This window comes from Kocuria sp. (genome assembly GCF_030538595.1).
In the GTDB taxonomy this organism is placed as follows: Bacteria; Actinomycetota; Actinomycetes; order Actinomycetales; family Micrococcaceae; genus Kocuria.
Map to the genome: position 1 here is coordinate 63,617 of NZ_JAUNTS010000004.1, position 24,041 is coordinate 87,657.

Annotated in this window: 21 protein-coding genes; 12 read left to right on the forward strand and 9 right to left on the reverse strand. The window is 63.5% G+C overall.

Annotated elements, in window-relative coordinates:
• Positions 1-16: 16 nt before the first annotated feature.
• The 3 genes from Q4G32_RS04990 to Q4G32_RS05000 all read left to right on the forward strand — a co-directional run bounded on the left by Q4G32_RS04990 (position 17) and on the right by Q4G32_RS05000 (position 3,294).
• Positions 17-961 (forward strand): SDR family NAD(P)-dependent oxidoreductase, encoded by a 945-nt coding sequence (locus tag Q4G32_RS04990; protein ID WP_303349676.1) that lies wholly within the window; start codon positions 17-19, stop codon positions 959-961.
• Between the two features lie 99 nt (positions 962-1,060).
• Positions 1,061-2,500 carry a sensor histidine kinase gene (locus Q4G32_RS04995; protein WP_303349679.1) on the forward strand — a complete coding sequence of 480 codons (1,440 nt, stop codon included), beginning with the start codon at positions 1,061-1,063 and terminating at the stop codon, positions 2,498-2,500.
• Positions 2,488-3,294, forward strand: coding sequence for a response regulator transcription factor (locus Q4G32_RS05000; RefSeq protein WP_303349680.1), 807 nt, complete (start codon positions 2,488-2,490; stop codon positions 3,292-3,294). The genes Q4G32_RS04995 and Q4G32_RS05000 overlap by 13 nt, the downstream gene beginning before the upstream one ends.
• A gap of 31 nt (positions 3,295-3,325) precedes the next feature.
• On the opposite strand, the gene Q4G32_RS05005 is transcribed toward Q4G32_RS05000, so the two are convergent.
• Positions 3,326-4,408 carry a cytochrome P450 gene (locus Q4G32_RS05005; RefSeq protein WP_303349682.1) on the reverse strand — a complete coding sequence of 361 codons (1,083 nt, stop codon included), beginning with the start codon at positions 4,406-4,408 and terminating at the stop codon, positions 3,326-3,328.
• A gap of 206 nt (positions 4,409-4,614) precedes the next feature.
• On the opposite strand from Q4G32_RS05005, the gene Q4G32_RS05010 reads away from it, so the two are divergent.
• Complete coding sequence (locus Q4G32_RS05010; RefSeq protein WP_303349683.1) at positions 4,615-5,274, forward strand: LysM peptidoglycan-binding domain-containing protein; 660 nt, start codon at positions 4,615-4,617, stop codon at positions 5,272-5,274.
• A gap of 245 nt (positions 5,275-5,519) precedes the next feature.
• Positions 5,520-7,280: a glycoside hydrolase family 13 protein gene (locus tag Q4G32_RS05015; RefSeq protein ID WP_441327464.1), complete on the forward strand. Its 1,761-nt coding sequence runs from the start codon at positions 5,520-5,522 to the stop codon at positions 7,278-7,280.
• Between the two features lie 106 nt (positions 7,281-7,386).
• Here Q4G32_RS05015 and Q4G32_RS05020 read toward each other — a convergent pair whose 3' ends face one another.
• The 4 genes from Q4G32_RS05020 to Q4G32_RS05035 all read right to left on the reverse strand — a co-directional run bounded on the left by Q4G32_RS05020 (position 7,387) and on the right by Q4G32_RS05035 (position 11,247).
• A complete protein-coding gene (locus Q4G32_RS05020; protein ID WP_303349684.1) occupies positions 7,387-8,622 on the reverse strand; it encodes a Fic family protein in 1,236 nt (411 codons plus the stop codon).
• A 94-nt stretch (positions 8,623-8,716) separates the two neighbouring features.
• On the reverse strand, positions 8,717-9,277 hold the full coding sequence (locus Q4G32_RS05025; protein WP_303349685.1) for a hypothetical protein: 561 nt from the start codon (positions 9,275-9,277) through the stop codon (positions 8,717-8,719).
• Positions 9,274-9,849, reverse strand: coding sequence for an SRPBCC domain-containing protein (locus Q4G32_RS05030; protein ID WP_303349687.1), 576 nt, complete (start codon positions 9,847-9,849; stop codon positions 9,274-9,276). The genes Q4G32_RS05025 and Q4G32_RS05030 overlap by 4 nt, the downstream gene beginning before the upstream one ends.
• Before the next feature lie 24 nt (positions 9,850-9,873).
• Positions 9,874-11,247, reverse strand: coding sequence for an MFS transporter (locus tag Q4G32_RS05035; protein WP_303349688.1), 1,374 nt, complete (start codon positions 11,245-11,247; stop codon positions 9,874-9,876).
• Positions 11,248-11,548: 301 nt separating this feature from the next.
• On the opposite strand from Q4G32_RS05035, the gene Q4G32_RS05040 reads away from it, so the two are divergent.
• From Q4G32_RS05040 to Q4G32_RS05055, 4 genes are all read left to right on the forward strand, one after another.
• Complete coding sequence (locus Q4G32_RS05040) at positions 11,549-12,304, forward strand: IclR family transcriptional regulator (protein ID WP_303349690.1); 756 nt, start codon at positions 11,549-11,551, stop codon at positions 12,302-12,304.
• 182 nt (positions 12,305-12,486) lie between these two features.
• Positions 12,487-13,401: a DUF2382 domain-containing protein gene (locus tag Q4G32_RS05045; protein ID WP_303349692.1), complete on the forward strand. Its 915-nt coding sequence runs from the start codon at positions 12,487-12,489 to the stop codon at positions 13,399-13,401.
• Between the two features lie 281 nt (positions 13,402-13,682).
• The gene (locus Q4G32_RS05050; RefSeq protein WP_303349693.1) at positions 13,683-14,273 is read left to right on the forward strand and encodes a type IV toxin-antitoxin system AbiEi family antitoxin domain-containing protein; all 591 of its coding nucleotides are present in this window, start codon (positions 13,683-13,685) and stop codon (positions 14,271-14,273) included.
• Between the two features lie 125 nt (positions 14,274-14,398).
• Positions 14,399-15,232, forward strand: coding sequence for a nucleotidyl transferase AbiEii/AbiGii toxin family protein (locus tag Q4G32_RS05055; RefSeq protein WP_303349695.1), 834 nt, complete (start codon positions 14,399-14,401; stop codon positions 15,230-15,232).
• Positions 15,233-15,313: 81 nt separating this feature from the next.
• Here Q4G32_RS05055 and Q4G32_RS05060 read toward each other — a convergent pair whose 3' ends face one another.
• The 4 genes from Q4G32_RS05060 to Q4G32_RS05075 all read right to left on the reverse strand — a co-directional run bounded on the left by Q4G32_RS05060 (position 15,314) and on the right by Q4G32_RS05075 (position 19,781).
• Positions 15,314-16,954, reverse strand: coding sequence for an ABC-F family ATP-binding cassette domain-containing protein (locus tag Q4G32_RS05060; RefSeq protein WP_303349697.1), 1,641 nt, complete (start codon positions 16,952-16,954; stop codon positions 15,314-15,316).
• 223 nt (positions 16,955-17,177) lie between these two features.
• Positions 17,178-17,600 (reverse strand): YccF domain-containing protein, encoded by a 423-nt coding sequence (locus Q4G32_RS05065; protein ID WP_303349699.1) that lies wholly within the window; start codon positions 17,598-17,600, stop codon positions 17,178-17,180.
• A gap of 90 nt (positions 17,601-17,690) precedes the next feature.
• Complete coding sequence (locus tag Q4G32_RS05070; RefSeq protein WP_441327467.1) at positions 17,691-19,061, reverse strand: amino acid permease; 1,371 nt, start codon at positions 19,059-19,061, stop codon at positions 17,691-17,693.
• A 222-nt stretch (positions 19,062-19,283) separates the two neighbouring features.
• The gene (locus Q4G32_RS05075; protein ID WP_303349703.1) at positions 19,284-19,781 is read right to left on the reverse strand and encodes a DUF4442 domain-containing protein; all 498 of its coding nucleotides are present in this window, start codon (positions 19,779-19,781) and stop codon (positions 19,284-19,286) included.
• Between the two features lie 62 nt (positions 19,782-19,843).
• Here Q4G32_RS05075 and Q4G32_RS05080 point away from each other — a divergent pair, with 62 nt between their 5' ends.
• The 3 genes from Q4G32_RS05080 to Q4G32_RS05090 all read left to right on the forward strand — a co-directional run bounded on the left by Q4G32_RS05080 (position 19,844) and on the right by Q4G32_RS05090 (position 23,893).
• Positions 19,844-20,539 carry a TetR/AcrR family transcriptional regulator gene (locus tag Q4G32_RS05080; RefSeq protein WP_303349705.1) on the forward strand — a complete coding sequence of 232 codons (696 nt, stop codon included), beginning with the start codon at positions 19,844-19,846 and terminating at the stop codon, positions 20,537-20,539.
• Between the two features lie 126 nt (positions 20,540-20,665).
• A complete protein-coding gene (locus tag Q4G32_RS05085) occupies positions 20,666-23,116 on the forward strand; it encodes an MMPL family transporter (protein WP_303349707.1) in 2,451 nt (816 codons plus the stop codon).
• Positions 23,117-23,299: 183 nt separating this feature from the next.
• On the forward strand, positions 23,300-23,893 hold the full coding sequence (locus Q4G32_RS05090; protein ID WP_303349709.1) for a Dps family protein: 594 nt from the start codon (positions 23,300-23,302) through the stop codon (positions 23,891-23,893).
• Positions 23,894-24,041: the final 148 nt, after the last annotated feature.

Here is a 24,041-nt window from a genome sequence, read left to right on the forward strand (position 1 = left end):
GCCATACTCTGGACTTGTGCGTAACTCTTTGCCACCGCTGAGCCTCCCGGACCAATCGGGACGGACCTGGCTGGTCACCGGTGCCACCAACGGACTGGGTCGTGAAGTGGCTCAGTCAGCTGCTTCAGCGGGTGCGCGAGTGCTCCTTGCAGTGCGTGATGTAGAACGCGGTCAGCAGGTGGCCCGGGGGCTCAGTGACGCCTCCGTGGTGCCACTTGACCTGGCCGATCTGGCTTCCGTGCGTGCAGCCGCCGCGGCTGTGACCGAGCCCGTGGATGTTGTGGTGAACAATGCGGGAACGGTGTCCGGTCAGCGGCGGGAGACGGTTGATGGCTTTGAGCTGATGCTCGGCACCAATGCTCTGGGCCCTTTTGCGTTCACCAACTTGATATTGCCGCTGGTCAAAGACCGCATTGTGATTGTGGGCTCCGGTGCCCACCGCTGGACCCGGATGGATTTTGCGGACCCCCACTTCACTCGGCGCAAGTTCTCCTTCCAGGTGGGGTACGGCCAGTCCAAACTGGCTGGGATGTTGTGGGGGTTGGGTTTGTCCCGCAGGCTGGCACGCACACCTCCCGCCGCCGTGATCCCCACGAGCGCCCGTACACCGGCTGCACATCGCTTGAACGACGACGACGCCCACCCCGCCGTCCAGTTGGCCCACCCCGGTTGGGCGCACACCAACTTGCAGAATCAAACCTCGTGGAAGGTGGTCAGCGGACTGGTGGGAGCGGCTGCCATCTTTGGTGGACAGTCTGCTCAGGACGGTGCGCAGAACATTCTGGTGGCAGCCACCAGGGATCTGCCCGAGTGCAGCTACGTGGGGCCGGACGGGCGGGGGGAAATGAAGGGGGCGCCGTCGTTGGTGGGAAGATCAGCCCATGCCTCCAACCCTGAGTTGGCGGACGTGTTCTGGGAGTTTGCCCAGGCCGCCACTGGTACGCAGTTCCCGGCCATGTGAGCGGCTGACCCAGAGGCTGATGATTCTCATGCTTCCGGCCAGCAGGCATCCTGCTTGCGGAGGACGCGCGAGTGACGGCCGGGCGCCTAATCTGGCGTCATGACATCTGATGTGGAGCACGCTCCGTGGTCCAAGGCCGCGGAAACCGGTGGGGAAGCTCAGGCCCAGCCACCGATCAGCTCAGGTACGCCAACTACCAGCCCAGGCCACCCGGCAGCCAGCCCAACCCGGCCACCGTTCAGCTCAAGCCACCAGCCGGAGAGCTCGGGGATGCCCCGCGGCGCGGTGGTCGCGGTGTTGACTGCGCTGGCTTTCTTCCTGGGCCCCGTGCTTTCAGTGGGCCTGTATGGGTTGTTCAGTCTTGGCTTGGCCAGTGGTGATCCGGAGTTCGCTGATTTTCCGTACTCCGAAAGCGAGCTGATGTGGAGGATGATTCTGGATGTGGGCGTGGGAGTGGTGGCCGTGGTGCTGCTGCCCTTCGCCTTACGCCGTGCCCCAGAGTCTGGGGTGTTGGACCCCGGGCGGGACCGTTCCATCCATCACCTCAAAGAACCGACCTCCGCGTTGGTGGTGGCCTTGATCATCGGGATGTTGGTGGCAACCTCCGCCGCTGCGTTCCCAGCGTGGTTCATTGCCGTCATCTCCATCAGTTCGCGGGGTATCCGGCGTTGGATCTACTGGATTCCCCCGGTGGCAGTGCTCTCCATTGTCCTGAGTTTTGTGGTGACACCCAGCTCTTCCGTGTTCTGGGAAGTCGCCTTGGTGTTTGCGTTGTACCTGGCCATGACCGCATTGCCCATCGTGATTGGTTTGCTGCGGTGGTCGCGGCGTCGGCAAATCAGGGCATTGCGTTCGGAGGCGGCGTTCGCCCAAAGGGAGGCGCAAGCGGTGATTCGAGCCGAACAGGCGCGCGCTGAAAAAACCCGCGCTGAGGAGCGGACCCGGATTGCCCGCGAAATGCACGACACCCTCTCCCACAGGCTGGCCTTGATCAGTACTTATGCGGGAGCTCTGGATTATCGGGAGGATTTGGACCGGGAGACGGTGCGTTCCACGGCCCGGCTGGTCCAGCAGACGGCTGCCACGGCTTCGGCTGAGCTGCGTACCGTCCTGGATGTGTTGCGCGATGATCCTGCGGACACCCGCCCGGAGCCGGATCTCACCCAATTGGATGGTTTGTTGGCGGAGGTTCGCGCCACCGGCGTGCGCGTGGACTCCACCGTGGCCGGTCCAGCGGCAGGTACTTTGCCGGACACCACCTCCCGCACGCTGTACCGCATGCTGCAGGAGGCGCTGACCAATGCGGTCAAGCACGCCCCCGGTGCACCAGTGCGGGTTGAGTGGGGTGGGGATGAGAACACCGTGGAGTTGACCGTGACCAATCCACTCACCGGGCTGGATCATCCCGGGCAAAGCCTCAGCAGTGGTTTTGGACTGATCGGCCTGGAGGAACGTGCCAAGGCCTTGGGCGGTAACGTCAAGACCACCAAAACCGCAACCGAGTTTCGACTGGAGGCCTCCGTCCCATGCCGCAGCTGAACAATGCCGAGTCCACACATACCGCTTCACAAGGCAGTTCTGAACCCACTCAGGCAGACTCCGGGCAGATCCGAGTGCTTCTGGTGGACGACGAAGCCCTCATGCGCACCGGCCTGCGACTCATTCTGGACGGTGCGGAGAACATTCGCGTGGTGGGTGAGGCCGGAAATGGGGCTGAGGCAGCCGAGCAAGCCCGGGCACTGCGCCCAGATGTGGTGCTCATGGACATTCGGATGCCCGGTACGGACGGCATTCACGGATGCCGGGCGGTTCGGGAGTTTCCGGAGGCCCCGCAGGTGTTGATGCTCACGGCCTTTGACACGGATGCCTTCATTTTGGAGGCCCTGGAGGCTGGAGCACTGGGTTTTCTCCTGAAAGACACCCCGCCGCGGCAACTGGTGCAAGCGGTGCAGGACGCGGCCCAGGGGACCTCCAGCGTGTCCCCGTCGGTGCTGTCCCGGCTGATTGCCGTGGCCACGGCCCACGGGCGGCGGCCCGGATTTGATGCCGGGCCGCCTGACAGCGGTGAGCCACTGGAAGGTGAAGTCAGCGGGGCTGCGGAGGTCACGACGTCGTCGGCTGCGGCTGGTCCCAATCCTTTGGATGCACTGAGCGAACGTGAGCGGGAGATTGCCGACGCCGTGGCGCGCGGGCTAACCAACACTGAGATCGCGGAGGAGATGTTCCTGTCCATCACCACCGTGAAAACGCATGTGGCAAGGATCTTCACCAAGCTGGATGTGACCAACAGAGTGCAGGTGGCCATCATTGTGTTGGAGCACGGTCAGCGCTGAGTCCTGTGAGCCCACATGCCCGTGCTTTCCGTCAGGTCAAGACCACAGGCACGGTGCGGAAACCTCCCATGGGAGCCTCCTCCCGCGCGGAGTCCCCGGCTGGTTGGGGTGTTCCCACGGCAAGAACTGCGCGAGTCAACTCTCGTAACTCCAGGCGGGCCAGTGGCCGCCCCGGGCACACGTGCGGACCGATCCCGTAGACCAGGTTGGCGGCAGCATTTCCGTGTGGATCAAAGGCATACGGGTCCGCAAAAACCTCCGGGTCACGGTTGGCATCAGCCCAGTTGATCACCACACGCGTGCCGCTGGGAACGGGGCATCCGGCAATGTGGGTGTCCTGGGTGGCCACACGTCTGTTGGACACAAAAGGGTCCTCGATCCGCAGGAACTCCTCCACCATGGCATCCACCTCAGCATCAGATACCCCCTGCGCAATCCGTGCGCTGATGCGGGGGTTGTGCGCCAAGTGATGCAGGATCACTCCAGTGCACTGGGCAATCGAGGCCAGATCCCCGCCAGTCCAGTTGCGCAGGATGGACACAATGTATTCATCCGACAGTTGGCCGGCGGCGTCGTCGTGAATCAACTGGTCCGTGAGGTCAGCGGAGCCATCCGAATTCCGGCGGGGCTCGATCAGGCTGTGAATGATCCGGTCAAAATCCCGGGCCACCTGCGCGGTGCGTGCCGGGTCACCGGAGCGGGTGGCTGCTTGATTCTCCCGGACCCACGTCACCAGGGAATCCGCGAGCTCAACCGGCCAGCCCAGCCACGCCGACTGCGCTTCCACCGCAAACCGCATGCCCAGGTCTTCCACGGCGTCGAACACCGTGCCAAGCGGCAGTTGGCCCGCAATGCGTTGGGCAACCGCTTGACACGCAGGTGCAAAATCCGCCATGGCTTCCGGGGTGAAATAGCGGTCGATCAAGGCCCGGTACCGCCGGTGCTCGGCCCCGTCCAGACCGTTGGGGATCTGGAGGTGGCGGGAGACCGCATTGGAAAAGGTCTGCGGATCCTGCGCCACGGCAACGGCTGCGGCATGGCCGTGAACTGTCACCGTGCCGTGGCGATCTTGAGTGGCTGCTGGGAGGGACTGGTGCTGGGAGGCTGTGGTCACCTTTCGACCGTATGCCTGCCTGTCAGCCTTTGACCACCCAAGTTGCATCAGAAGACACACCACTTCCTTTCACCTGTGATGCGGGTCATATTTGCACATGACAACTAGGGTGGGCCGAGGACGGCAGTCCTCAATCGATTTGTCATGCAGGTCTCAGGGGCCGCGGTGAGACGAATCGGTGGAACTCACGACGAAAGGTCGAGACCATGGAACGCAAAAACCTTCGACTCGCACCGATTGCCCTGGCAGTAGGCCTGGGCTTGGCACTGGCTGGTTGCGGCGGCGGAAACGACGACGCCAGTGGTGACGCCACGGCCACCGAAACCACCACCACGGCCCAAGCCACCAACACCGCTACCGCAGATGCAACGGGTGGCGCCACCGATGCTGCCACTGACGGTGCCACGGGTGGGGCCACCGCTGCGATGACCAACGGTGCAACGGACGGTTCTGCTGACGGTGGCACTGGTGTAGCTGGTTCCGATGGTGCTGGTGGGACCGGTGCTGATGGGACCGGTGCTGATGGCACGGGTGCTGACGGGACCGGGGCGGACGGTTCTGCCGACGGCGCTGATGGGGCCGGTTCTGGTGCAGGTGGTGCAGGCGCTGGCTCTGACGGTGCTGGTGCCGAAGGTTCAATCGCTGACGGGTCTGCGGGCTCCGGTGGCGCTGAGGGCACTGGTGGTTCCGCCGCTGGCTCCATCCCTGCAGGTGACTACACAGTGCAGGCCGGGGATACCCTGAGCTCGATCGCCGAGCGCTCCGGGGTCTCCGTTGATGAGATCGTCAATGCCAACTCCGACCTGGCCTCCGCGGATCGAATTGTGGCCGGTGAATCCATCACCATCCCCCCGTACGGTGGCTGAGGTTCGCACCCAGTCGTTCACTCCCCATTAATGCGCCGAGTTCCCACGTTGCGGGCGGTGATTTCGCGGTGGGGTGGGGACTCGGCAGAAGGGGGGGAGCGGCAGCACTGATCTGAGAACGGGTGTCAGTGTTTCTGCGCGCACATCCCTGTCTCCTCACGGCTGGCCCCTGGACGTGTCTGGCCCATAGCCTGGTGGGACACCCCGAGCTGTTCGGGGCGTCGTCGTCGTGACCTGCAACCACCATGAGGAGTGCACCCTTGACCGCATCTGATGCCACCTCCACCGCAACTGAACAGGCCGAGCGCGCTGACCTGTTCGCAAGCCCCGACTGGTGGCGGCAGGCGGTGGTCTATCAGATTTACCCCCGCAGTTTTTACGATGCCAACGGGGATGGTCTGGGCGACATCAAAGGTGTGACGGCCAAGGCCGATTACCTGCGGGATCTGGGGGTGGACGCCGTGTGGCTGAGCCCGTTCTATCCGTCGCAGCTGGCAGATGGCGGTTATGACGTGGATGACTACCGCAACGTTGATCCCCGCCTGGGCACCCTGGACGACTTTGACGCCATGGTGACGGCTCTGCATGAGCGTCGGATCAAGGTTGTGGTGGACATTGTGCCCAACCACAGCTCCAACCTGCATGAGATGTTCCAGGCCGCACTTGCCGCCGGGCCAGGTTCGCCGGAGCGGGAGCGTTACATTTTCCGCGAAGGCCGCGGTGAGCACGGGGAACTGCCGCCATCTGATTGGCAGTCCCTGTTCGGTGGTCCGGCGTGGACTCGCGTCACCGAACCGGATGGCACGCCGGGGCAGTGGTACATGCACATTTTTGCCAGTGAGCAGCCCGACTGGAATTGGGATCACCCGGATGTTCACCGGGAGTTCCTGACCACCATCCGCTTCTGGGCGGATCGCGGAGTGGATGGATTCCGGATTGACGTTGCCCACGCTCTGGCCAAGGACTTGGGGGAGGAGCTGACGGACACCGCTCAGCTGCCCAACGAGTTTGAGAACTTTGGTGCTCACCCGTTCTGGGACCGGGATGAAGTGCATGAGATTTACGCGGAATGGCGGGAGGTTTTCAACCAGTACAACCCACCCCGCACTGCGGTGGCAGAGGCCTGGGTGCACCCGGATCGGTTGGCGCGCTACGCCAGCCCGGACGGGTTGGGGCAGGCTTTCAGCTTTGACCTGTTGGAAGTCCCGTTCACCGCTGAGGACTTCCGCACGGCCATCACCAAGAACCTGGATGAAGCTCACCGCAGCGGGGCGTCCAGTACGTGGGTGCTCTCCAATCACGACATCGTCCGTCACCCCACCCGTTACGGCCTGAACCTGGAAGCCCTCCTGGGACGTCTGGAGGAACGGCCCTTGACGCCCTCCGGCGGTACCGATTTGAGTGTGGCCGCCAAGAAATGGCTGCTTTTGGGCTCCCCGGATGACCTGCTGGACCGGGAACGCGGCCTGCGCCGTGCCCGTGCCGCTGAACTCCTGGTGCTGGCCCTCCCAGGCTCCGCCTACATCTACCAGGGCTCCGAGCTGGGGCTGTATGAAGTGGTGGAGATTGACGACGTCGACCGCCAAGACCCCTCCTTCTTCCGCAACCCGGGCAAGGATCAGGGCCGTGACGGCTGCCGCGTACCACTGCCCTGGGAGAAGTCAGCAGATGACTTTGGGTTTGGTGGCCGCGCACATCTGCCGCAGCCGGCGTGGTTTGCCGATCACGCCGCCGACGTCGAAAGCGAAGACCGCGAGTCAACGCTGAACCTCTACCGTTCAGCCCTGGCGGCTCGCCGGGCATTGCAGTCTGCTGAGGAACTGGAATGGGGTGGACTCAACGGCGGTCACGTGGTGCACCTGGTGCGTCCCGGTGGTTGGGAGTCCGTGACCAATTTCGGCACGGAGCCGGTGGAGCTGCCGGAGGACGGCGATGTCGTGGTGGGCAGCCAACCCTTGGAAGGCCGGATGCTGCCGGGGGAGACCACGGTGTGGCTGCGCCGCTGAGCTGCATGCCCAGCGCTCACTGAGCGTCGAGTTGTGCCGCCCATCAGCGGGCGGCACAACTCACTGCTGGACGGTCCGGTCCTTGCAGGGCAACGCGGCTGGGTGGTCAGGCTCGTCGGGCCCGCTTGCCGAAGGCATCCAGTGCGGCAATGACTTCCCCGGCAACCCACACGCGATTCCGGGCGGCTGAACTGACTGGTTGCAGAACACCGATCTCCACCAGGTGGTCAATGGCGGTTTGGGCGGCAGGGGTGCTGATCTCCAGCTGGCTGACCACAAAAGCTGTGGTGATTGCCGGTTGGGCAATCAGCAACGGTAACAACGCCCACACGCTGGCGCCGCGGCGGGACCTGACCCGATCCTGCCAAGTGCCGTGCATGTCCAGGATGTCCTGTGCCAAGAGTCGCCCGTTGTGGACACCTTTGAAACCTGCACGAGCCAGTTGTTGAACCACTGGTGCGGGGTCACCGTTGCGAAAATCCATCAGTGCCGCAAAGTAGGCGGACGTATTGCTGAGCAACCCGGCAGAAACCGGGATGGTCAGGCTGTTTGTTCGACCAGCGGAGTGCAGCATGGCGTGGATGAGGGCCCGGCCCGTTCGGCCGTTGCCGTCGGCAAAAGGGTGGATGGTCTCAAACTGAGCATGGGCCAGCGCTGCATGCGTCAAAACGGGGACATCTGTCCGGCGGATGAAACGCAGCAAGTCGCTCATGGCTGCCGGCACCCGGTCCGGATGCGGAGGAACAAAGGTCGCGGTGTGCGGGGTGGGAGCTGATCCCCCGATCCATACCTGTTGGCTCCGATACCGTCCAGGATCCAGTGCCTCCTGGCCATCCAGTAACGCGGCATGCGCCGCCTTGATGGAATCCTCGGAGAGGTTCTGAGACAGCTCCAGTGCGGCTTCCATTGCGGCCACATTGGCCACCACCAGGCGTGCGTTGGGCCCGCTGGAAGCCCCAATACTGGCCAGGGCCAGTGCTTTTGCTCCCGCTGTGATCTTCTCGATCTGTGACGAGGATGCGGATTCCGTGCGAAGCAGCACAGCTGACAAAGGGGCCAACTGCTGGTGCCCGCGCTCTGGCACAGGGAGGGCAGTGGCCAATTCGGCGTCGAATCTGATGATCTCAGTCAGGGCGTCTTCGGATTCAGCTGTGACTTCTGCGGGCAGGTCAATCTTCATCTGCGCCAATGGGACCGGAATGCAGGCGTCATACGGTCCGCGTGAGCGCAATTGCATCCGCCTGGACATGGGTTCCGTTCGGGTTGTCCCACCGTTCCAGGGCCGTTGCTCCCATTGCGTGGCCCACGGTGACGGTCCGGGCCCGCTCTGTTGATCCTTCATCTCAGCCTCTCCTTGTTAAAGGTTAGACCCTTAACCGTTAACAGACCATGTGTGCTTATGGGCAACGGGACTGGATGGTCGAGGGCGGGTGCCCTCACAGGCCTTTGAGCTGGTCCTTCCAGACCGCACGCCACCGGTCCACCTGATCGGCAGCCTTCAGATTCACCTGCGAGGCCGCCACCAGCACCTTGTCCGCGCTCTTCTGGCTGACGTCCACGCTGCCGCGGCTGCCATCCACCAAGGTCACACCCCAGTGCAGACGTTTTGCCGTGCCGGAGGTGCGCGGGCCGTCCTTGACCTCTGTCCCGTCCAGCTGCGTGAGGTCAGCCGCCAAGGCGCACCAGCGGTCAAAGACTTCCTGCATGTCACCGGTAACCGTGCGCGTGGCGGAAACTTGGAAGGTGCCGTCATGGGCCTGGCCCGGGACACGGCGCCCGATCCACTGTTCGTAGGCCACGGTCACGGCTTGCGCCCACCAGCCCCCGTTGTCCACCGATGCCGGCATGGCTGCATACGCCACCTCGGCCAGTTGTTTGTGAGTCAGCTGGGCGCCACCGGCGTCGTCGAGAATCTGTGCCCACCGCGCCCACTGCAAGCCCGTGGCATCGGCGATCGCGGCTGCCTTGGTGGGTTGCCCGGAGCGTGTGGCGCTCACTGGGCCCGCTCCACATGATCGGCGTAAGAGGCGTTCATGGCCTCCCACCCGTAACCAAAGGCGTCATAGCCCACCACGCGGTCGGCCTGCTCTCCCCGGGCCAGAACCTCCAGAACCGCCAGGCACACATGCCACCCGGCACCGCAGGCCGCGGCCATCTCCGCCGAGGTGCAGTCCATGATCAGCTCCAAGCGAGTGCCCTGGGCGGTGGGCGTCAGATGCCACTCCAACCGTTCCGGACCCCACTGATGCACCAGGTACGACGGCGCTTGGGCGGCCTCCACGGTGCCGTCCACCGGGTCATCGGTGGGGTTCTCCCGCATGGTGGCCGCTCCGGTCTCTGCCAAACTGCGATCCGGTACGCAGGGTGACCATGCGGCCAGCCCCGCCGGCGTCGTGAGAAAGTCCCAGGCCCGCTGCTGATCGCAGGCCAGGTCACGGGACAGGGCCACCACGGTGGACCCATCCCTGCCAACGAGCAACCGCTGGTCCGGTGCGGGTTCATGCGATTGCACGACTGCCAGGACCAGCGGTTGAACGGGTGCCGTCACAGGGCTCTGCTCTTGAGTCATGGAACCCAGAGTAGGCCCACAGGATCAGCGTTTGGTGCTGAGATCCCCCAGAACCAGAGCCCCGGTGCGGGAGGTGTGGAGGTTGTCGATCTGATCCAAGGTACGGTCCTTGGTTTCTGTGGCGGTGAATGCAGCCACACCGGAGATCAGGCAGGCGCAAGAGACCATGACGGCCACCGCAACCCAGTTGCTTCCGGACTCGCCGGCCAGTGCGGAGGCCACCAGCGGTGCAAAACCTCCGGAGACGGCAAAGCCGATCTGCGTGCCCAGGGCCAGGCCGGTCACCCGGACCCGGGTGGGGAACATCTCCGAGTAGAAGGAGGGCCAGATGCCGTTGGCCATGGAGTAGAAGAACCCGGCCATGGTGGCGCCGATCAGGAAAATCAGGGTCCAGTTCCCGGAGGACACGGCGGCCAGATACGGGTAAGTCATCACAGCGGACCCAATGGTTCCCGCAATGAACACGGGGCGGCGTCCAATGCGATCGGCCACCATGGCTGCCAGCGGGATGGCGCCCAAGGCCACGCCGTTGGCCAGCACCGCCACCAACAGCATGGTGGAGCGGTCCAAGCCCACCACGGACGTGCCGTAGGACAGCGCCCAGACCTGGAACACAATCAGCACGGTGTTGATCATGGCAGCGCAGGCAATGCGGATCACGGCTGCCTTGTGGAAGCGAATCAAGTGGCCAAGCGGCGTGGACTGGTCCTTGTGGGCCACAGTTTCCTTGAACTGCGGGGGCTCTTCCAGAGTGCGGCGAATGATGTAGGCGGCCACCACCACCAGGGCGGACATCCAGAAGGGGATGCGCCAGCCCCAGGAGAACAGCTGCTCTTCCGTGAGAATCAACGTGAAGGGGATGAACACGGCCGTGGCCAGCAACGTGCCGAACTGGGTGCCTTGCAGGGTCCAGCTGGTGGTCAGCGCACGGTGTTCCTCATTGGCATGTTCCAGGGACACGGAGATGGCAGAGGCTTGCTCGCCGGAGGCGGAGAGGCCCTGCACAATGCGGCACAGCACCAACAGTGCTGGGGCCAGCATGCCGATTTGGTCGTACGTGGGGAGGCAGCCCACCACAAAGGTGGCGGCACCCATCATGAAAAGGGTCAACATCATCACAAAACGGCGCCCGTAACGATCCCCCAGCGGCCCCATGATCAGCGCGCCCAGGGGGCGGACCACGTAGGCGATGCCCACGGTGGACATGGAGAGCAGGATGGCCACGCCCGGGGATGAGTCCGGCGGGAAGAAAAGGTGGTTGATCACCAGTGCAGCGGCGGTGCCGTAAACCGCAAAGTCGTAATACTCCAGGGCTGAGCCCACCCAAGCCGCCAGGGCGGCCTTCCGGGGTGTCTTCTGCGGGCGCCCGGCTTCCGGGGTGGCGGCGGTGGCGGACATGGGAACTTCCTTCAAGCAAGGGTGCGGGCCTGTCCCTCATGTCTGGGGGCGGGTCTGCAACAGTTGGTGCCAGCGTGATTTCCAATATGTGGCAACAGTTGCCGAATAACTGCGCGCTAAGCATGATGTGAGTCACACGTGTACGTCAAGTGCCAATTTGTACGCATTGTGAACATGACGCGCTTGAATTGTTCATGGAGTGCGTCCTGTACGGGGCGCATGGGCCACGCGTGGCCGTCTGGGCGAAATTCACCTGCGGCATGGGAATAGCAAGTTCGTTAGAACAAGAAAGGCGGCTGTCATGGGGCAGACCTCGGGCACCATTCACAAGGGACTTGCTGCGCTCTCGCTCCTGGGCGAGCACCCGCACGGTGCCACCGCGGGGGAGGTGGCGCAGGAATCGGGCCTGCCATTCAGCACCGCCTACCGGCTACTCAACACCTTGGTGGAAGCTGAATACGTTGAATTGGATGCAGTGACCAAGCGCTATCACTTGGGGCTGCGGGTCTTTGAACTCGGCCAGCGGGTGGCCAGCGCAAGGGGGTACGACGCCGTCGCGCTCGCCGTTCTGCGCACCGTCACCGAGCGCACGGGGGAGAGTGCGCTACTGGCCGTGTTGGACGGCGATCACTTCCTCACGGTGCACACGGTGGATGGTCCGCAGTACCGAACCACTACTGATCCAGGTGATCGTGGGCCCCTGCACACATCCGCTCTGGGGCGGGCCCTTCTGGCGTTTGCGCCACAGGCGCAGCGTGAAAAGCTGCTGAACTCCCTTGACCTCACCCCGCGGACCCCCGGTTCTCTGGTGGATCGGGAACGCTTGCGGGAGGAGGTGGCTCAGGCCCGTACTCGGGGGTGGGCTTCCCAGTGGGAGGAGCACGACGTCGGTATGGGGGCAGTGGCCGTGCCTGTTGTGACCGCCGGTGGTTGCCTGTTGGGTGCGGTGGCTTTGGCGGCCCCGATGTTTCGCTGTGAACGCGCTGACCTGGAGGGGCAGGTCCCGGTGCTGAAGGAGGCGGCAGCGCGGCTGGCTGCGCAGTTGCCGCTGCGGTGAGGGGTGCTTGGCGGGCTTGCGGGGACTGGGTGGTGGGAGTTCCCGAGTGAAGACCTGAAGGGTTCCCGGAAATTGGCTGTGAACTCAAAGTATCGCGTGACGGCAAACACAATAAACGATAAGTTTACTGATGGATTGCGAAGCAGTCTTATTGTTTTCCCGAGCATGAATCAGGAGTCATCGTGGCCACGTTCAACATTGAAGAGCTCGAAAACGGAACCCTCTACGACCAGGACGGCAGCAAGGTGGGTGACGTTGCCCAGCTGTACCTGGATGACGCCACCGGTGAGCCCAACTGGGTCACCGTGAACACCGGATTGTTTGGCACGAATGAGACCTTTGTGCCGCTGGATCAGGCCCGCGTGAACAACGGCGAAATTCACGTGCCCTACCCCAAAGACTTCATCAAGGATGCCCCCAACCTGGACGCAGACGCTCACATTGATGAGCACCAGGAAGACGAGTTGTACCGCTATTACGGTTTGATCGGCGGCACCACGGATGCGGGACAGGCCGGCCAGCATGACGGTCTGGGAGAGCGTGGGGACGCTGATGGCACCGCTGAAAGTGCTGGTGCCGCCGGAACTGCTGGTGCCGCGGGTGCGGCCGGGGCAGCGGGTGGTGTTGCCGCGTCACACCAGGAACGTGATGTGGAGGATGACCGGGCGCGTCTGGGTCACGATGACACCCCGGAATCCCAAGGTCAGTACACGCGGGGTCAGCAAGCTGGTGCTGCCGGCGACTATCCAGATGAGCGCGGCGAGTACGTCCATGAAGGTGACCAGGGTCAGCACGGGCTGGACTGCGCGGAGGATCGCAGCGCAGAGAATCAACCACGCAACCAGGCGCCGGGTGCGGAGGAGAACTCCGTGGTCCGTCACGAAGAGCAGGTCAACGTGGGCACCGAGCGCGTACAGACCGGCCGGGCCCGTCTGCGCAAGCGCGTTGTGACCGAGCAGGAAACCATCACGGTCCCGGTGGAGCGCGAAGAGGTTGAGGTGATCAACGACGCCGACGTCGCTGATGACCGGGCTGGCAGCGTTGACGGTCAGGAAACTGATGGTGGCCACCGGGGTGGTCGCACGGATCGCATCTAAGATGTGATGACATAGATGTGAGGTGATCGACCGGTTCCGTCCGTGTCCCGCCGATCACCTCCAGGGCGCTGAAAAGGCCCAGCTGTGGGGTACCCGAGGGTGGACTTGGGTGCCCCACGGTCATGTCCGGGTGCTGTGGGACGTTTCCGGCAAGCGCGGGTCTACGCCAGGTGCCTGTAGGCCGAAAGCCCTCAGCGATTGATGCTCATTCCGACCGTGGACCGATCGGAGAGTGGATAAAAACAGCACACAGGCGTGAGATGTGTGTAAGGATTGTATCCATGAAGAAGCTGGCCGAGTCACTCCCGTCAACGTTCACAACGGAGACCTCACGGGCACACGGAGTACATCCGCGCGACCTCTACGTCTGGCGCGACCAGGGAGAGATCATTGAACTCTCACGGGGAGTCTTCCGTCGGGCTGATGCACCACCGGCGTCCTACCCAGACCTGGTCGCAGTGGCGCATCGGGCACCTCGGGCCATCGTGTGCTGTATCTCGGCGGCGGCGATCCATGACCTGACGGATGAGATGCCGGCATCGGTACAGATCGCTGTACCCAAGCGATCACATACACCGGTGATCTCATACCCACCGGTGACGGTGTTCCGCTTCGAGGAGGCTGCGTTCGAGCTCGGTCTGACCTCGTTCGAGGCGGGACCGGGAGAGTCGGTGCGCATGTATGACGCGGCGAGGACGGTGGTGGATCTCATGAGATTTCGGAGGCGTTTTGGTGAGCCGATTGCGCACGCAGCCTTGCGCCGCTACATGGCCGCGCCAGGTGCGCGGCCCGCACTCCTGTTGGACTACGCGGACACGCTGGGGGCGTTCGGCCCGATGCGTGCTGCGGTTGATATTGCGAGTGCCCGATGAGCCGACCAACACGAGACAGCGCGGCGGGACGCGCATACCTCGATTTGCAAAACCAGGCTCGCCGTCAGAAGCGGGGCACGCAAGAACTCCTCACGATGTACGTGGTCGAGCGGTGGCTGTCGCGTATGTCCCGTTCCGCATACGCGGAAGATTTCATCTTGAAGGGTGGGATGCTGTTGGCCTCATTCGGCACACGCCGTCCAACAGTCGATGCCGATGCGCTCGCACGTAACATGGCATCCGACGAAGAATCGGTCGCTTCCCGTGTTGCCGAGATTGCCGCGATGAAAGACCCTGACGACGGCGTGGAGTTCCTGCCCCAGACCATTACTACCGCGGTGATTCGTGATGACGCCCTGTACTCCGGCGTGCGAGTGACAATGACGGCGCAGCTTGCCACCGCTCAGGTCAAGTTGCGCTTGGACATCAATTTCGGCGACCCCGTCACTCCTTCTCCGCGTACGGTCGATCTGCCAACATTGCGGCCAGGTTCCCCACCGATCCGCCTCCTGGGGTACCCGATAGAAACCGTGCTTGCTGAAAAGCTCACCACTGCAATCGAGCTGGGAAGAGCGAACACACGCGTGCGCGATTTCGCTGATCTCTACCTTCTGACCGGCACCCAGGTTCTCAAGTGCGGTCCACTCCGTGATGCACTCGCGGCAACCGCCGAGTTTCGGGCAACTGCCTTGATCCCACTGGAACGTGCCGCTGACGGGCTCGGTGAGTTGCGTGACTCGACTTATGCCGCTTACCGGAAAGGTTTGGGTGAGGTAGGTGGAAGTCTCCCCTCGCAGTTTGCCGACACGGTGGCGGCCGTGGCTGGGTTTGTGGATCCGGTTCTCAGCGGCTTGGAGGCTGAAGCTCTATGGAACCCCGTGGAACGCGCTTGGCAACTTGCAACGCCCAAGGTCATCCTCGGACCGACGGAATCTGTTACAGATGGACCACACCTGTAACGGTTTCTGTTGAACATCCTGAGTCCGATCGACATTGTTATGGCGATTGCCGGAGAAGGCCCCTCAGCTGGGCTTGGAGCATCAGACGGGCAGTTCCAAGCGGCGGCCTTGCCAGCGACGTCGAATCCAGCGGTCGTGGGTGCACAGGATCAAGGTGCCTTCCCACGTGCTCAGCGCGGCCTCCAGGTCTTCAGACAGTCCCAGCGACAGGTGGTTGGTCGGCTCATCAAGGAGCAGGATGTCCGGCGGATCGGCCAGAAGGCGCTGGAGTTCGCGGCGTCGTCGTAATCCCGGGCTCAGGTGTTGATCGTGCTCGGATTCCACGTGGGTGTTCCGGGCAGGTGGAAGGTCCTCCTGTGGACAGGCCCCGCGGTCGCTGAGTTCCTGCGTCAGAAGGCCGATTCTTGAATGAGGATCAACCCGGACGGTGCCGGCATCGGCGCGGAGGGCACCACTGAGCACCTTGAGCAGAGTGGATTTCCCCACCCCATTGGGCCCGGTCAGCAGCAGGTGTTCGCCGGGAGTCAGCTCGAATGACACCGGTTCGAGCCGACCGGTGACCGCCACCTGGCTGACGGTGATGGCGGTGTCCGCGGCGTGTTCCACAGCGTTGGCTTCTACGGGACCGATCCGAAGCGGCGTTGGCGGAGGCAAGATTTCTTCTCGCTCGATTGCCTCCAGTCGGCGCAGGGCATTGCGGGAACGTCGTGTGAGGGTGGAGGCAGCGCGGTCGGCGTAGAACTTCTGCGCTATTCGGGCCTCTGACTTTGCCGTTGACCGGTGGAACACGCTGCCGGCCTCCAACTCGGCCTCGGCCTGCCACCGCTCGCGTTGCTCTTCTTGATCGGTGAACCGGTGGGCCCACCGCAGTCGCAAGGCCTCGCGCTGCTTCAAATAATTTGTGTAATTACCACGGTAGGCCGTGCCCTGAAGGTCACCGCCGCGCCCGTGGGGGTCCAGTCCCGGGTCCAGATCAACCAGTGCTTGGGCTGCTGCATCCAAGAACCAGCGATCGTGGCTGGCCACCAGCACGGGCCCGCGCCAGGTCTGGAGTTCGGACACCAGGAAGTCCGCTGCGGCGTCGTCCAGATGGTTGGTGGGTTCGTCCAAGACCAGGGCGTCGGGGCGCTCCACCAAAGTGAGGGCAAGATCCAGACGACGGCGCTGCCCTCCGGACATTTCCGCGAGTGGTTTGCTGCGTGGTAGGTCTCCGAGCCCCAGTCCTTCGAGGATGTTGTTGATACGGGCGTCCAGGCTCCACAGTCCGCGCAGTTCTGCCTGGGCCAGGGTGGTGTCCCAAGCCTGGGCGATCTCAGGATTCTCGGCCTGGGTGGCCAGCTGCTCTGAAAGAGCTTCAATGTCCCGCTCCAAGGCCCTGATGGATGCGGTGGCCTGGTGGATCGCCGTCGTGATGGTGCCGATTCCGGGGCCTTTGGCGCGCTGACTGAGATAACCCAACGACGACGGCGCCCGGACCATCCCCACCGGTGCTTCCAAGTGACCGGCGACGAGGCGCAGCACGGTGGACTTCCCGCTGCCGTTCTCTCCGATCAGGCCGGTGACCTGTCCCGGTTGGGCGGTCAAGGACAGATTGGTGATGGTGGCCCTTGATGCACTCGAATACGTGAAGGACAGGCCATCCAGCAGTATGGGCGGGGTGGATTGAGCCGTGGGCTTGGGCAGAGGGCGCGTGGCGGAACGTGGTGGATTGGGGCTGGGCATGGTGCTCCGTAGCGTGGTGACGTACCCGCCGGGCGCGCAGCTTTGGGTCCTATGCGTGCCGATTGGCAGCGAGGGTCAAGCAAAAAGCCTCAGTCGCGGGATGGGTTGTCAGTCACGTCCACATGCACGCCAGCATAGGCCATGGTGCTCGGTCCCAACACGTTTTTGGCCGCATCCAAACACGTGGATGCGGCCAAAAACGTGTTTCAAACGCAGGCGGAAGTCAGCTCCGGGCCACCGGGAGCATCTGTGCCCGAGCGTCAGAGGAGGAGACCACCTGCTTGCCGAACGGGAAACAGGTCACGGGAATGAGCTTGAGGTTTGCCCAGGCCAACGGCAGCCCAATGATGGTCAGAGCCTGGGGAATGGCGGTCAGCACGTGTCCGATGGCCAGCCACAGACCTGCCACCACAAACCAGATCACATTGCCCAGAGTGCTCAACCCGCTGGGCTTGCCCGTGTCAATCACTTCCCGCCCGAACGGCCACAGCACAAACCCGGCAATGCGGAAGGAGGCCAGCCCGAACGGGATGGTGACAATCAGGATGCAGGCCACAATCCCCGCCAGCACGTAGCCCAGGAACAGCAACCACCCCGCCGTGATGAGCCAGATGATGTTCAGAATCAAAGAGATCAATGTGCGCATGGTTCCAGACTACGCAGGGTGGGGTGGGGGCGTCGTCGTTGGGTGGGAGTTGCCAGGTCACGACGACGCCCGCACACCTGGGCGGGAGGCTCACGGTGCGGGGGTGCGCGCCTGGGAACCGGTGTGTGCCTCCATGAGGCGCTTGCCGCCATGGCGTCTGGCGATCACGGTGCCGATGACCATGAGCGCAACCACCAGCGCTGTGGTGGCCACAATCTGGAAACGGACCTCCGGAACGGTGAGGCCCAGGCCCACAATGGCAGCCACCACAACCAGAGCCACCACGTTGGACCAGGGGAACAGCCGGGTTGCGTAGGGCCAGGGCTCACCATTGCGGTGCGCGCGGCGGCGCAGAATGAGGTGGGAGATCAAGGTGGCCAGCCAGGTCACGATCAGTGTTGAACCCACAATGTTGAGCAAGATGCCCAGGATGGCTTCCGCCCAGAGGTAGTTCAGGCCCACGCACAGGAAACCGAAGGCGGTGGAAGCCATCACTGCCGCCACGGGGACGCGGCGTTTGTTGACCTGGTGGAGAGCGCGCGGTGCCAGGCCGCGCTCGGAGAGGGAGAAGACCATGCGGGAGGCGCCGTACAGGTTGGCGTTGAGGGAGGACAGCAGAGCAATCACGATCACGATGCCCAGCACCGCCCCCAGCCCCGGCAGGCCAGCCGCATCCAGGGTGGCCACGAACGGAGAAGCGCCCAATGACTCCGAGTTCCAGGGCAGTGCAATGACCATCAGGGCCACCGAGCCCATGTAGAACAGCAGGATGCGCCACACAATGGTGCGGATGGCGCGGGAGACATTGCGGGCGGGGTCGGAGGTTTCGGCCGCGGCCACGGCCACAATCTCAATGCCGCCAAAAGCAAAGGCAACCACCAAAAGTCCCGCTGCCACTCCGGCAATGCCCATGGGGAAGAAGCCACCGTGCTCGGTCAGGTTGCTGAAGCCCGGGGGATCGGCGGGGGTGCCGCCGAACAGGAACACCACACCCACGATCAAAAATGCCACCACGGCGCCAACCTTGAGCATGGAGAACCAGAACTCGAACTCGCCGAACTTGCCCACGCCCATCAGATTGATGGCGGTGAACACCACCATGAACACCAGCGCCAGCACCCACTGGGGGACCACAGGCCACAGGCCCACCAGAAGCTGGGCGGAGGCGGTGGCCTCGGCCGCAATCACCAGACACAGCTGAATCCACCACAGCCAGCCCACCGTGAATCCGGCCGCCGGGCCCAGTGCGCGCTCCGCATACACGGAGAAAGCGCCGGAGGCGGGGGCAGCGGCCACCATTTCCCCCAGCGCACGCATCATGATGATGACCACCAGACCGGCAATCACGTAGGACAGCAACACCGCAGGCCCCGCCGCCGCAATACCCGCGCCGGAACCGATGAACAGACCCGCGCCAATGGCAGAGCCCAAACTCATCATCACCAGGTGGCGGGCCTTCATGGAGGTACCCAGATGGCTGGTGACGTGTGGTGTTGCTGCGTCAGCGACAGCCTCCGGGGTGGTGCCTGAACCTGCGGTGGAGGACTGCGCGGGGGTGTTGCGCGAGCCGCTGGGGGTAGAAGTCATGACGGCGAACTTAGCACCGAGCGTGACTGGAGCAGAAAGCGGGCTGAGAGCCGGTTGGGGTGCGCCTTTGGTGAGCTGAGCGGTGAAAGAGCTGCATCAACCCTTCCGCTTGACGTAAATCTCCCGGCGCACGGTGGCCACCACCTGACCGTCGGTGTTCTTGAGGTCGGTGCTGAACCAGCGCAGTACGCGCTCGCCGGTGTCCGCTGCCGCGCGCAGTTCTTCCAGAGTCTCCTGGTCCATGGCGAACTCGGCATGGAGGTGGCCGTGGCCGGGCTTGCGGAAGCGGGCCTCCACCTGGCGGTCCCACACGATGTAATCGGAGCCCAAGTTCTTCATGAGGATCAGCATCCAGAACGGATCGGTGGCCGAAAGCATGGTCCCGCCGAATACCGTGCCCACGTAATTGGAGGTCCACGGGCGGGCACGGATGCTAATTCGCACGCGACGCCAATCCGGAGAAATCTCCTGCACCTGGACACCGGCGCCCAAGTAGGGCGGCCACAGAGACATGCCAACGGCCAGTGCTTTGGGGGAGGTCAGGGCTCGTTTGATGGGCCCCACGGACTGGTGAGTGGCGCTGCTGCGCGGCATGGGATGTACCTCACATTCAATGATGTTGCACGGTGTGCAAGAACTTGAGTAGATTCTATCCCGTGGATTTGACCCAAGGCACCCCTCCAAGTGACAAGCGTGAAGCGCTGAAATGGCACAACCGCCGCGCCATTGTGGTGGCAGCAGCCCAGCTGGCCCGCGAACGCGGCCTCCAGGGCTTCACGGTCAATGACTTGGCGCAGGCTGCCGGGGTCTCCCGCCGGACCGTTTTCAATCACTTTGGTGGAGTGGAGGAGGCTGTTCAGGCCTCCTTCCTGGACGCCATTGCGGGGTTGTACGCCCAGTTCCGCACCAGCTTGGGGGAGCAGCGCTTTCCTGATCTGCCCACGGCCTTCCGGCAGTTTGCCCAGGAGGCGTCTCATCTGGACGTGGTGGGCACGGTGTGTCAGGCCATCGCCCCGTTTCTTCCGGAGGGTCAGGGCAAGCCCCGTGCTCAATCGGTCGATTACAAACCCGCGAACATTCCCGGCCAGGCCACCACGGACATTGAACTGTTGGCCGTGCGTGCCACGGATGCCACCGCGCGCGAAATTGTGAGCATCCTGCAGGACCGGGTGGATCACGCAGACCCGTTCCAGGCCCACCTGTTGGGCGAGTACCTGATCACCACCATCACCGTGTGCGCGGACCGATGGTTTGCCGCCACACATGGAGAGCTGACTGAGGAAACCCGTGCTCTGTGGCAGCAGCTTCTGCGCCAGGGCATGGATTCCTTGGGCAAGGGAATCGCCACCTAGCGGCGTCGTCAGGCGCAGCCCTACCTACCCAACCCAATTTTCACCGACCAACTCATCACAGCATCCACAAACAACCTCAACCGGCCCGGGCCGCAAGTCCGGGATATGCACTGAAAGGCCTGATCAATGGCTAAATTTCTCTACCGTCTCGGCCTGGGGGCCGCCAGGAAGGCGTGGGCCGTGGTGGCGGCCTGGGTGGTCATCCTGGCTCTGTCCATCGGCGCATTCATTGGCTTTGGTGGCAACCTGACCAACCAGTTCGAGATCCCAGGAACGGAGACTCAACGACTGGCCGATCAGCTCTCCCAGGAGCTTCCGGAAGCCAACGAGGGCGTGGGCACCGTGGTGTTCAGCACCGAGGACGGCTCTGCGTTCACGGATTCGCAGCGTGAACAGATCGGCCAAGCTCTTCAGGACGCCAGGGAGGTCTCCGGGGTGGCCTCCGTGACCAACCCGTTCGAGGCCCAGGACCAGTTGGACTCTCAGCGGCAGCAAATTTCCGACGGCGAACAGCAACTGGGGCAGCTCATTGAACTGCGTGACTCCGGGCAGCTGGAAGGAGCGGTAGCCGCCGGGGCGGTACCCGAGGGCACCACCGCGGAAACCGTGACGGAACAGGAAGCGCAGCTGGAGACCGGTCAGCGTTCCATGGACCTGATGGGTGACTACGGATTTGTCTCCGGGGACGGCACCACTGCCATTGCCACGGTGAACTTCCACGCAGCTCAGCCGGACATTGCACCCGAAGAAAAAGACGGGGTCATGTCCGCCATTGACGATGCCAACATCAGTGGCGTTGAGGTGAACTACTCCACCGAACTGGCCCAAAACCTGGAGGTCTTTGGCGCAGCTGAGGTGATCGGTCTGATTGTGGCTGCAATCGTGCTGTTCATCATGCTGCGCACCTTCATTGGTGCCGCCCTTCCGGTGCTGACCGCCCTGGTGGGGGTGGGCGTTGCCGCCACCGCCGCGCTGTCACTGTCCGGTGTGGTGCAGATGGCTTCCGTGACTCCGGTGTTGGGCCTGATGTTGGGGCTGGCCGTGGGGATTGATTACTCCCTGTTCGTGCTCAACAAGCACCGTCAGCAGTTGCACCGTGGCGTTGAACTCTACGAATCCATTGGCCTGGCCACCGGAACTGCGGGCTCGGCCGTGGTGTTTGCCGGTTGCACGGTGATGATTGCTCTGGTGGCTTTGACGGTCACGGGGATTCCGTTCCTGGCCCTGATGGGTGGTGTTGCCGGATTCTCCGTGCTGGTGGCCGTGCTGATCACCATTACCTTGACCCCGGCGTTGTTGGGCCTGGTGGGCTTCAAGTTGCTGCCTGCCGCACAGCGTGAGGAGATCCGGGCCGGCCACCTGGTGGAGGAGGCGGCTCACGTCAAGACTCCGCGCGCAGTGCGGCGTCCTTTGGTGACCGTGTTGGTGGCCTCCGTGGCGCTGATCCTGCTGGCCATCCCGGTGATGAGCATGCGCCTTGGCCTGCCGGACGGTTCTTCTGAGCCGGCCGATTCCACCCAGTACCAGGCCTACCAGATTGTGGATGAGACCTTTGGTGCCGGGCGCAACGGTCCCATGACCGTGGTGGTGGAATACCCGGAGGGCACCTCCACGGCTGATGCCACCAACCTTCAGCTCAACGTGGGCGAACGCATTGCTGAACTGGATGACGTGCACAATGTGGTCCCCGCGCCCATTGAGGACGGCACCAACCTGGCCATTCTCCAGGTGGTCCCGGATTCCGGTCCCGCAGATGAAGCCACGGAAACTTTGGTCAATGACATCCGGGGGCTCTCGGCAGACTTCCAGTCCTCGGACGATGCCTCCATTGGGGTGGCCGGCCAGACCGCAGCCAACATTGACATCTCTCAGGTTCTTGCGGATGCCCTGCCTGTGTACCTGGGCGTGGTGATCGCCATTTCCCTGGTGCTGCTGGTGATCGTGTTCCGCTCAATTGTGGTCCCGGTGATCGCTTCCCTGGGCTTCCTGCTCTCCCTGCTGGGTGGTTTGGGTGCCCTGGTGGCCGTGTACCAGTGGGGCTGGTTGGGCTCGCTGTTCGGGGTGTCTGACCCCGGGCCGGTGTTGAGCTTCCTCCCCACGTTGATGGTGGGCATCCTGTTCGGCCTTGCCATGGACTATCAGCTGTTCATTGCCACGGGGATGCGGGAAGCCTACGTCCACGGGCACCCAGCCCGGGTGGCGGTGGTTCGCGGCTTGGTGGGTGGACGAGCAGTGGTCACTGCTGCGGCGATCATCATGGCCTCCGTTTTTGCAGGCTTCATGTTCTCCCACCTGTCCATGATTCGCCCCATGGGCTTTGGCCTGGCCGTGGGCGTGCTGCTGGACGCCTTTGTGGTCCGCATGACCATCATGCCTGCGCTCATGACCCTGCTGGGGGACAAGGCATGGTGGCTCCCCGGCTGGCTGGACAAGATCCTGCCCAACGTGGACGTGGAGGGCGATTCGCTGCATCAGGACCGCACGCCGGTGGAGTCTCCGGAGGCGCGGGACCAGCGCATGGCCCAGGAGTCCGTGGATGCGGAGATCGACTCGGCGTTGGGCCGCTCCCGCAGGTGAGGTTTGCTGAGCCTGTCAGCGAACAGCGTTTACACGGATCAAACCGCTGGCTCATGATGGTTACGTAGATCATCAGTAGCCTGCTGAGAGCGACGACGGTGGGTGACACCCACCGTCGTCGTCGTTTGTTGGGGTGTGCTCACCCTGCCAACGACGGCGGGCGCCGAGCCAAGGGAGGCAAGAATGGCTGCCAAGAACGCAAAGACTGCCAAGAAGAAAACCGAAGTTGCGCACTACACCGTTCCGGGTCTGACCGATCAGCAGGGCTTGGAACTGGCCTCCGTGCTGCAGGACCGTCTGCATGCCCTCAACGATCTGCAGCTGGTGCTCAAACACGCCCACTGGAACGTGACCGGCCGCGGCTTCATCAGCGTGCACGAAATGCTGGACCCGCAGGTGGAGCTGGTTCGCGGCTTTGTGGACGAGGTCGCCGAGCGCATTGCCACCCTGGGGTACGCCCCGAACGGGCTGTCCGGGGCCATTGTGGCCGAACGTTCCTGGGATGACTACAGCATTGGCCGCGCGGGGGTGTACGAGCACCTGGCGGCCCTGGACCTGGTCTACACGGGTCTGTTGGAGGACCATCGCAAGGCTCTGGCCAAGGCCGGGGACATTGACCCGGTCACGGAAGACATGCTGATTGGGCAGGTCAAGGAACTGGAGCTCTTCCAGTGGTTTGTGCGCGCCCACCTGGAGAACGACGGCGGCGAACTGGCCAACGCCGGTGCCCGCACGGAGAAGGGTGCTGCCGCCAAGGTTCGCAGCAAGAAGAAGTGAGGTTGCGGTGAGCGCCTGCTGACATTGCTGTGGGTTCATGGCTGCCTGCTGGGGCTGTCACTGAGGGCTGCCGCTGAGAGGGTGGCGGCAGGTGTGCTGTCCGATGCGTCACACCTGCGCTGAACCACTTACGGGACGCATCACTGAA

Excerpts from the sequence above, each read along its gene's own strand:
- Q4G32_RS05020 (WP_303349684.1), bottom strand. The coding sequence starts at position 8,622 with ATGAAGGATCAACAGAGCGGGCCCGGACCGTCACCGTGGGCCACGCAA.
- Q4G32_RS05055 (WP_303349695.1), top strand. The coding sequence starts at position 14,399 with ATGTCCCGTTCCGCATACGCGGAAGATTTCATCTTGAAGGGTGGGATG.
- Q4G32_RS05040 (WP_303349690.1), top strand. The coding sequence starts at position 11,549 with ATGGGGCAGACCTCGGGCACCATTCACAAGGGACTTGCTGCGCTCTCG.
- Q4G32_RS05085 (WP_303349707.1), top strand. The coding sequence starts at position 20,666 with ATGGCTAAATTTCTCTACCGTCTCGGCCTGGGGGCCGCCAGGAAGGCG.
- Q4G32_RS05075 (WP_303349703.1), bottom strand. The coding sequence starts at position 19,781 with ATGCCGCGCAGCAGCGCCACTCACCAGTCCGTGGGGCCCATCAAACGA.
- Q4G32_RS05030 (WP_303349687.1), bottom strand. The coding sequence starts at position 9,849 with ATGACTCAAGAGCAGAGCCCTGTGACGGCACCCGTTCAACCGCTGGTC.
- Q4G32_RS05090 (WP_303349709.1), top strand. The coding sequence starts at position 23,300 with ATGGCTGCCAAGAACGCAAAGACTGCCAAGAAGAAAACCGAAGTTGCG.
- Q4G32_RS05060 (WP_303349697.1), bottom strand. The coding sequence starts at position 16,954 with ATGCCCAGCCCCAATCCACCACGTTCCGCCACGCGCCCTCTGCCCAAG.
- Q4G32_RS05050 (WP_303349693.1), top strand. The coding sequence starts at position 13,683 with ATGAAGAAGCTGGCCGAGTCACTCCCGTCAACGTTCACAACGGAGACC.
- Q4G32_RS05070 (WP_441327467.1), bottom strand. The coding sequence starts at position 19,061 with ATGAAGGCCCGCCACCTGGTGATGATGAGTTTGGGCTCTGCCATTGGC.
- Q4G32_RS05065 (WP_303349699.1), bottom strand. The coding sequence starts at position 17,600 with ATGCGCACATTGATCTCTTTGATTCTGAACATCATCTGGCTCATCACG.
- Q4G32_RS05000 (WP_303349680.1), top strand. The coding sequence starts at position 2,488 with ATGCCGCAGCTGAACAATGCCGAGTCCACACATACCGCTTCACAAGGC.
- Q4G32_RS05015 (WP_441327464.1), top strand. The coding sequence starts at position 5,520 with ATGAGGAGTGCACCCTTGACCGCATCTGATGCCACCTCCACCGCAACT.
- Q4G32_RS05035 (WP_303349688.1), bottom strand. The coding sequence starts at position 11,247 with ATGTCCGCCACCGCCGCCACCCCGGAAGCCGGGCGCCCGCAGAAGACA.
- Q4G32_RS05010 (WP_303349683.1), top strand. The coding sequence starts at position 4,615 with ATGGAACGCAAAAACCTTCGACTCGCACCGATTGCCCTGGCAGTAGGC.
- Q4G32_RS04995 (WP_303349679.1), top strand. The coding sequence starts at position 1,061 with ATGACATCTGATGTGGAGCACGCTCCGTGGTCCAAGGCCGCGGAAACC.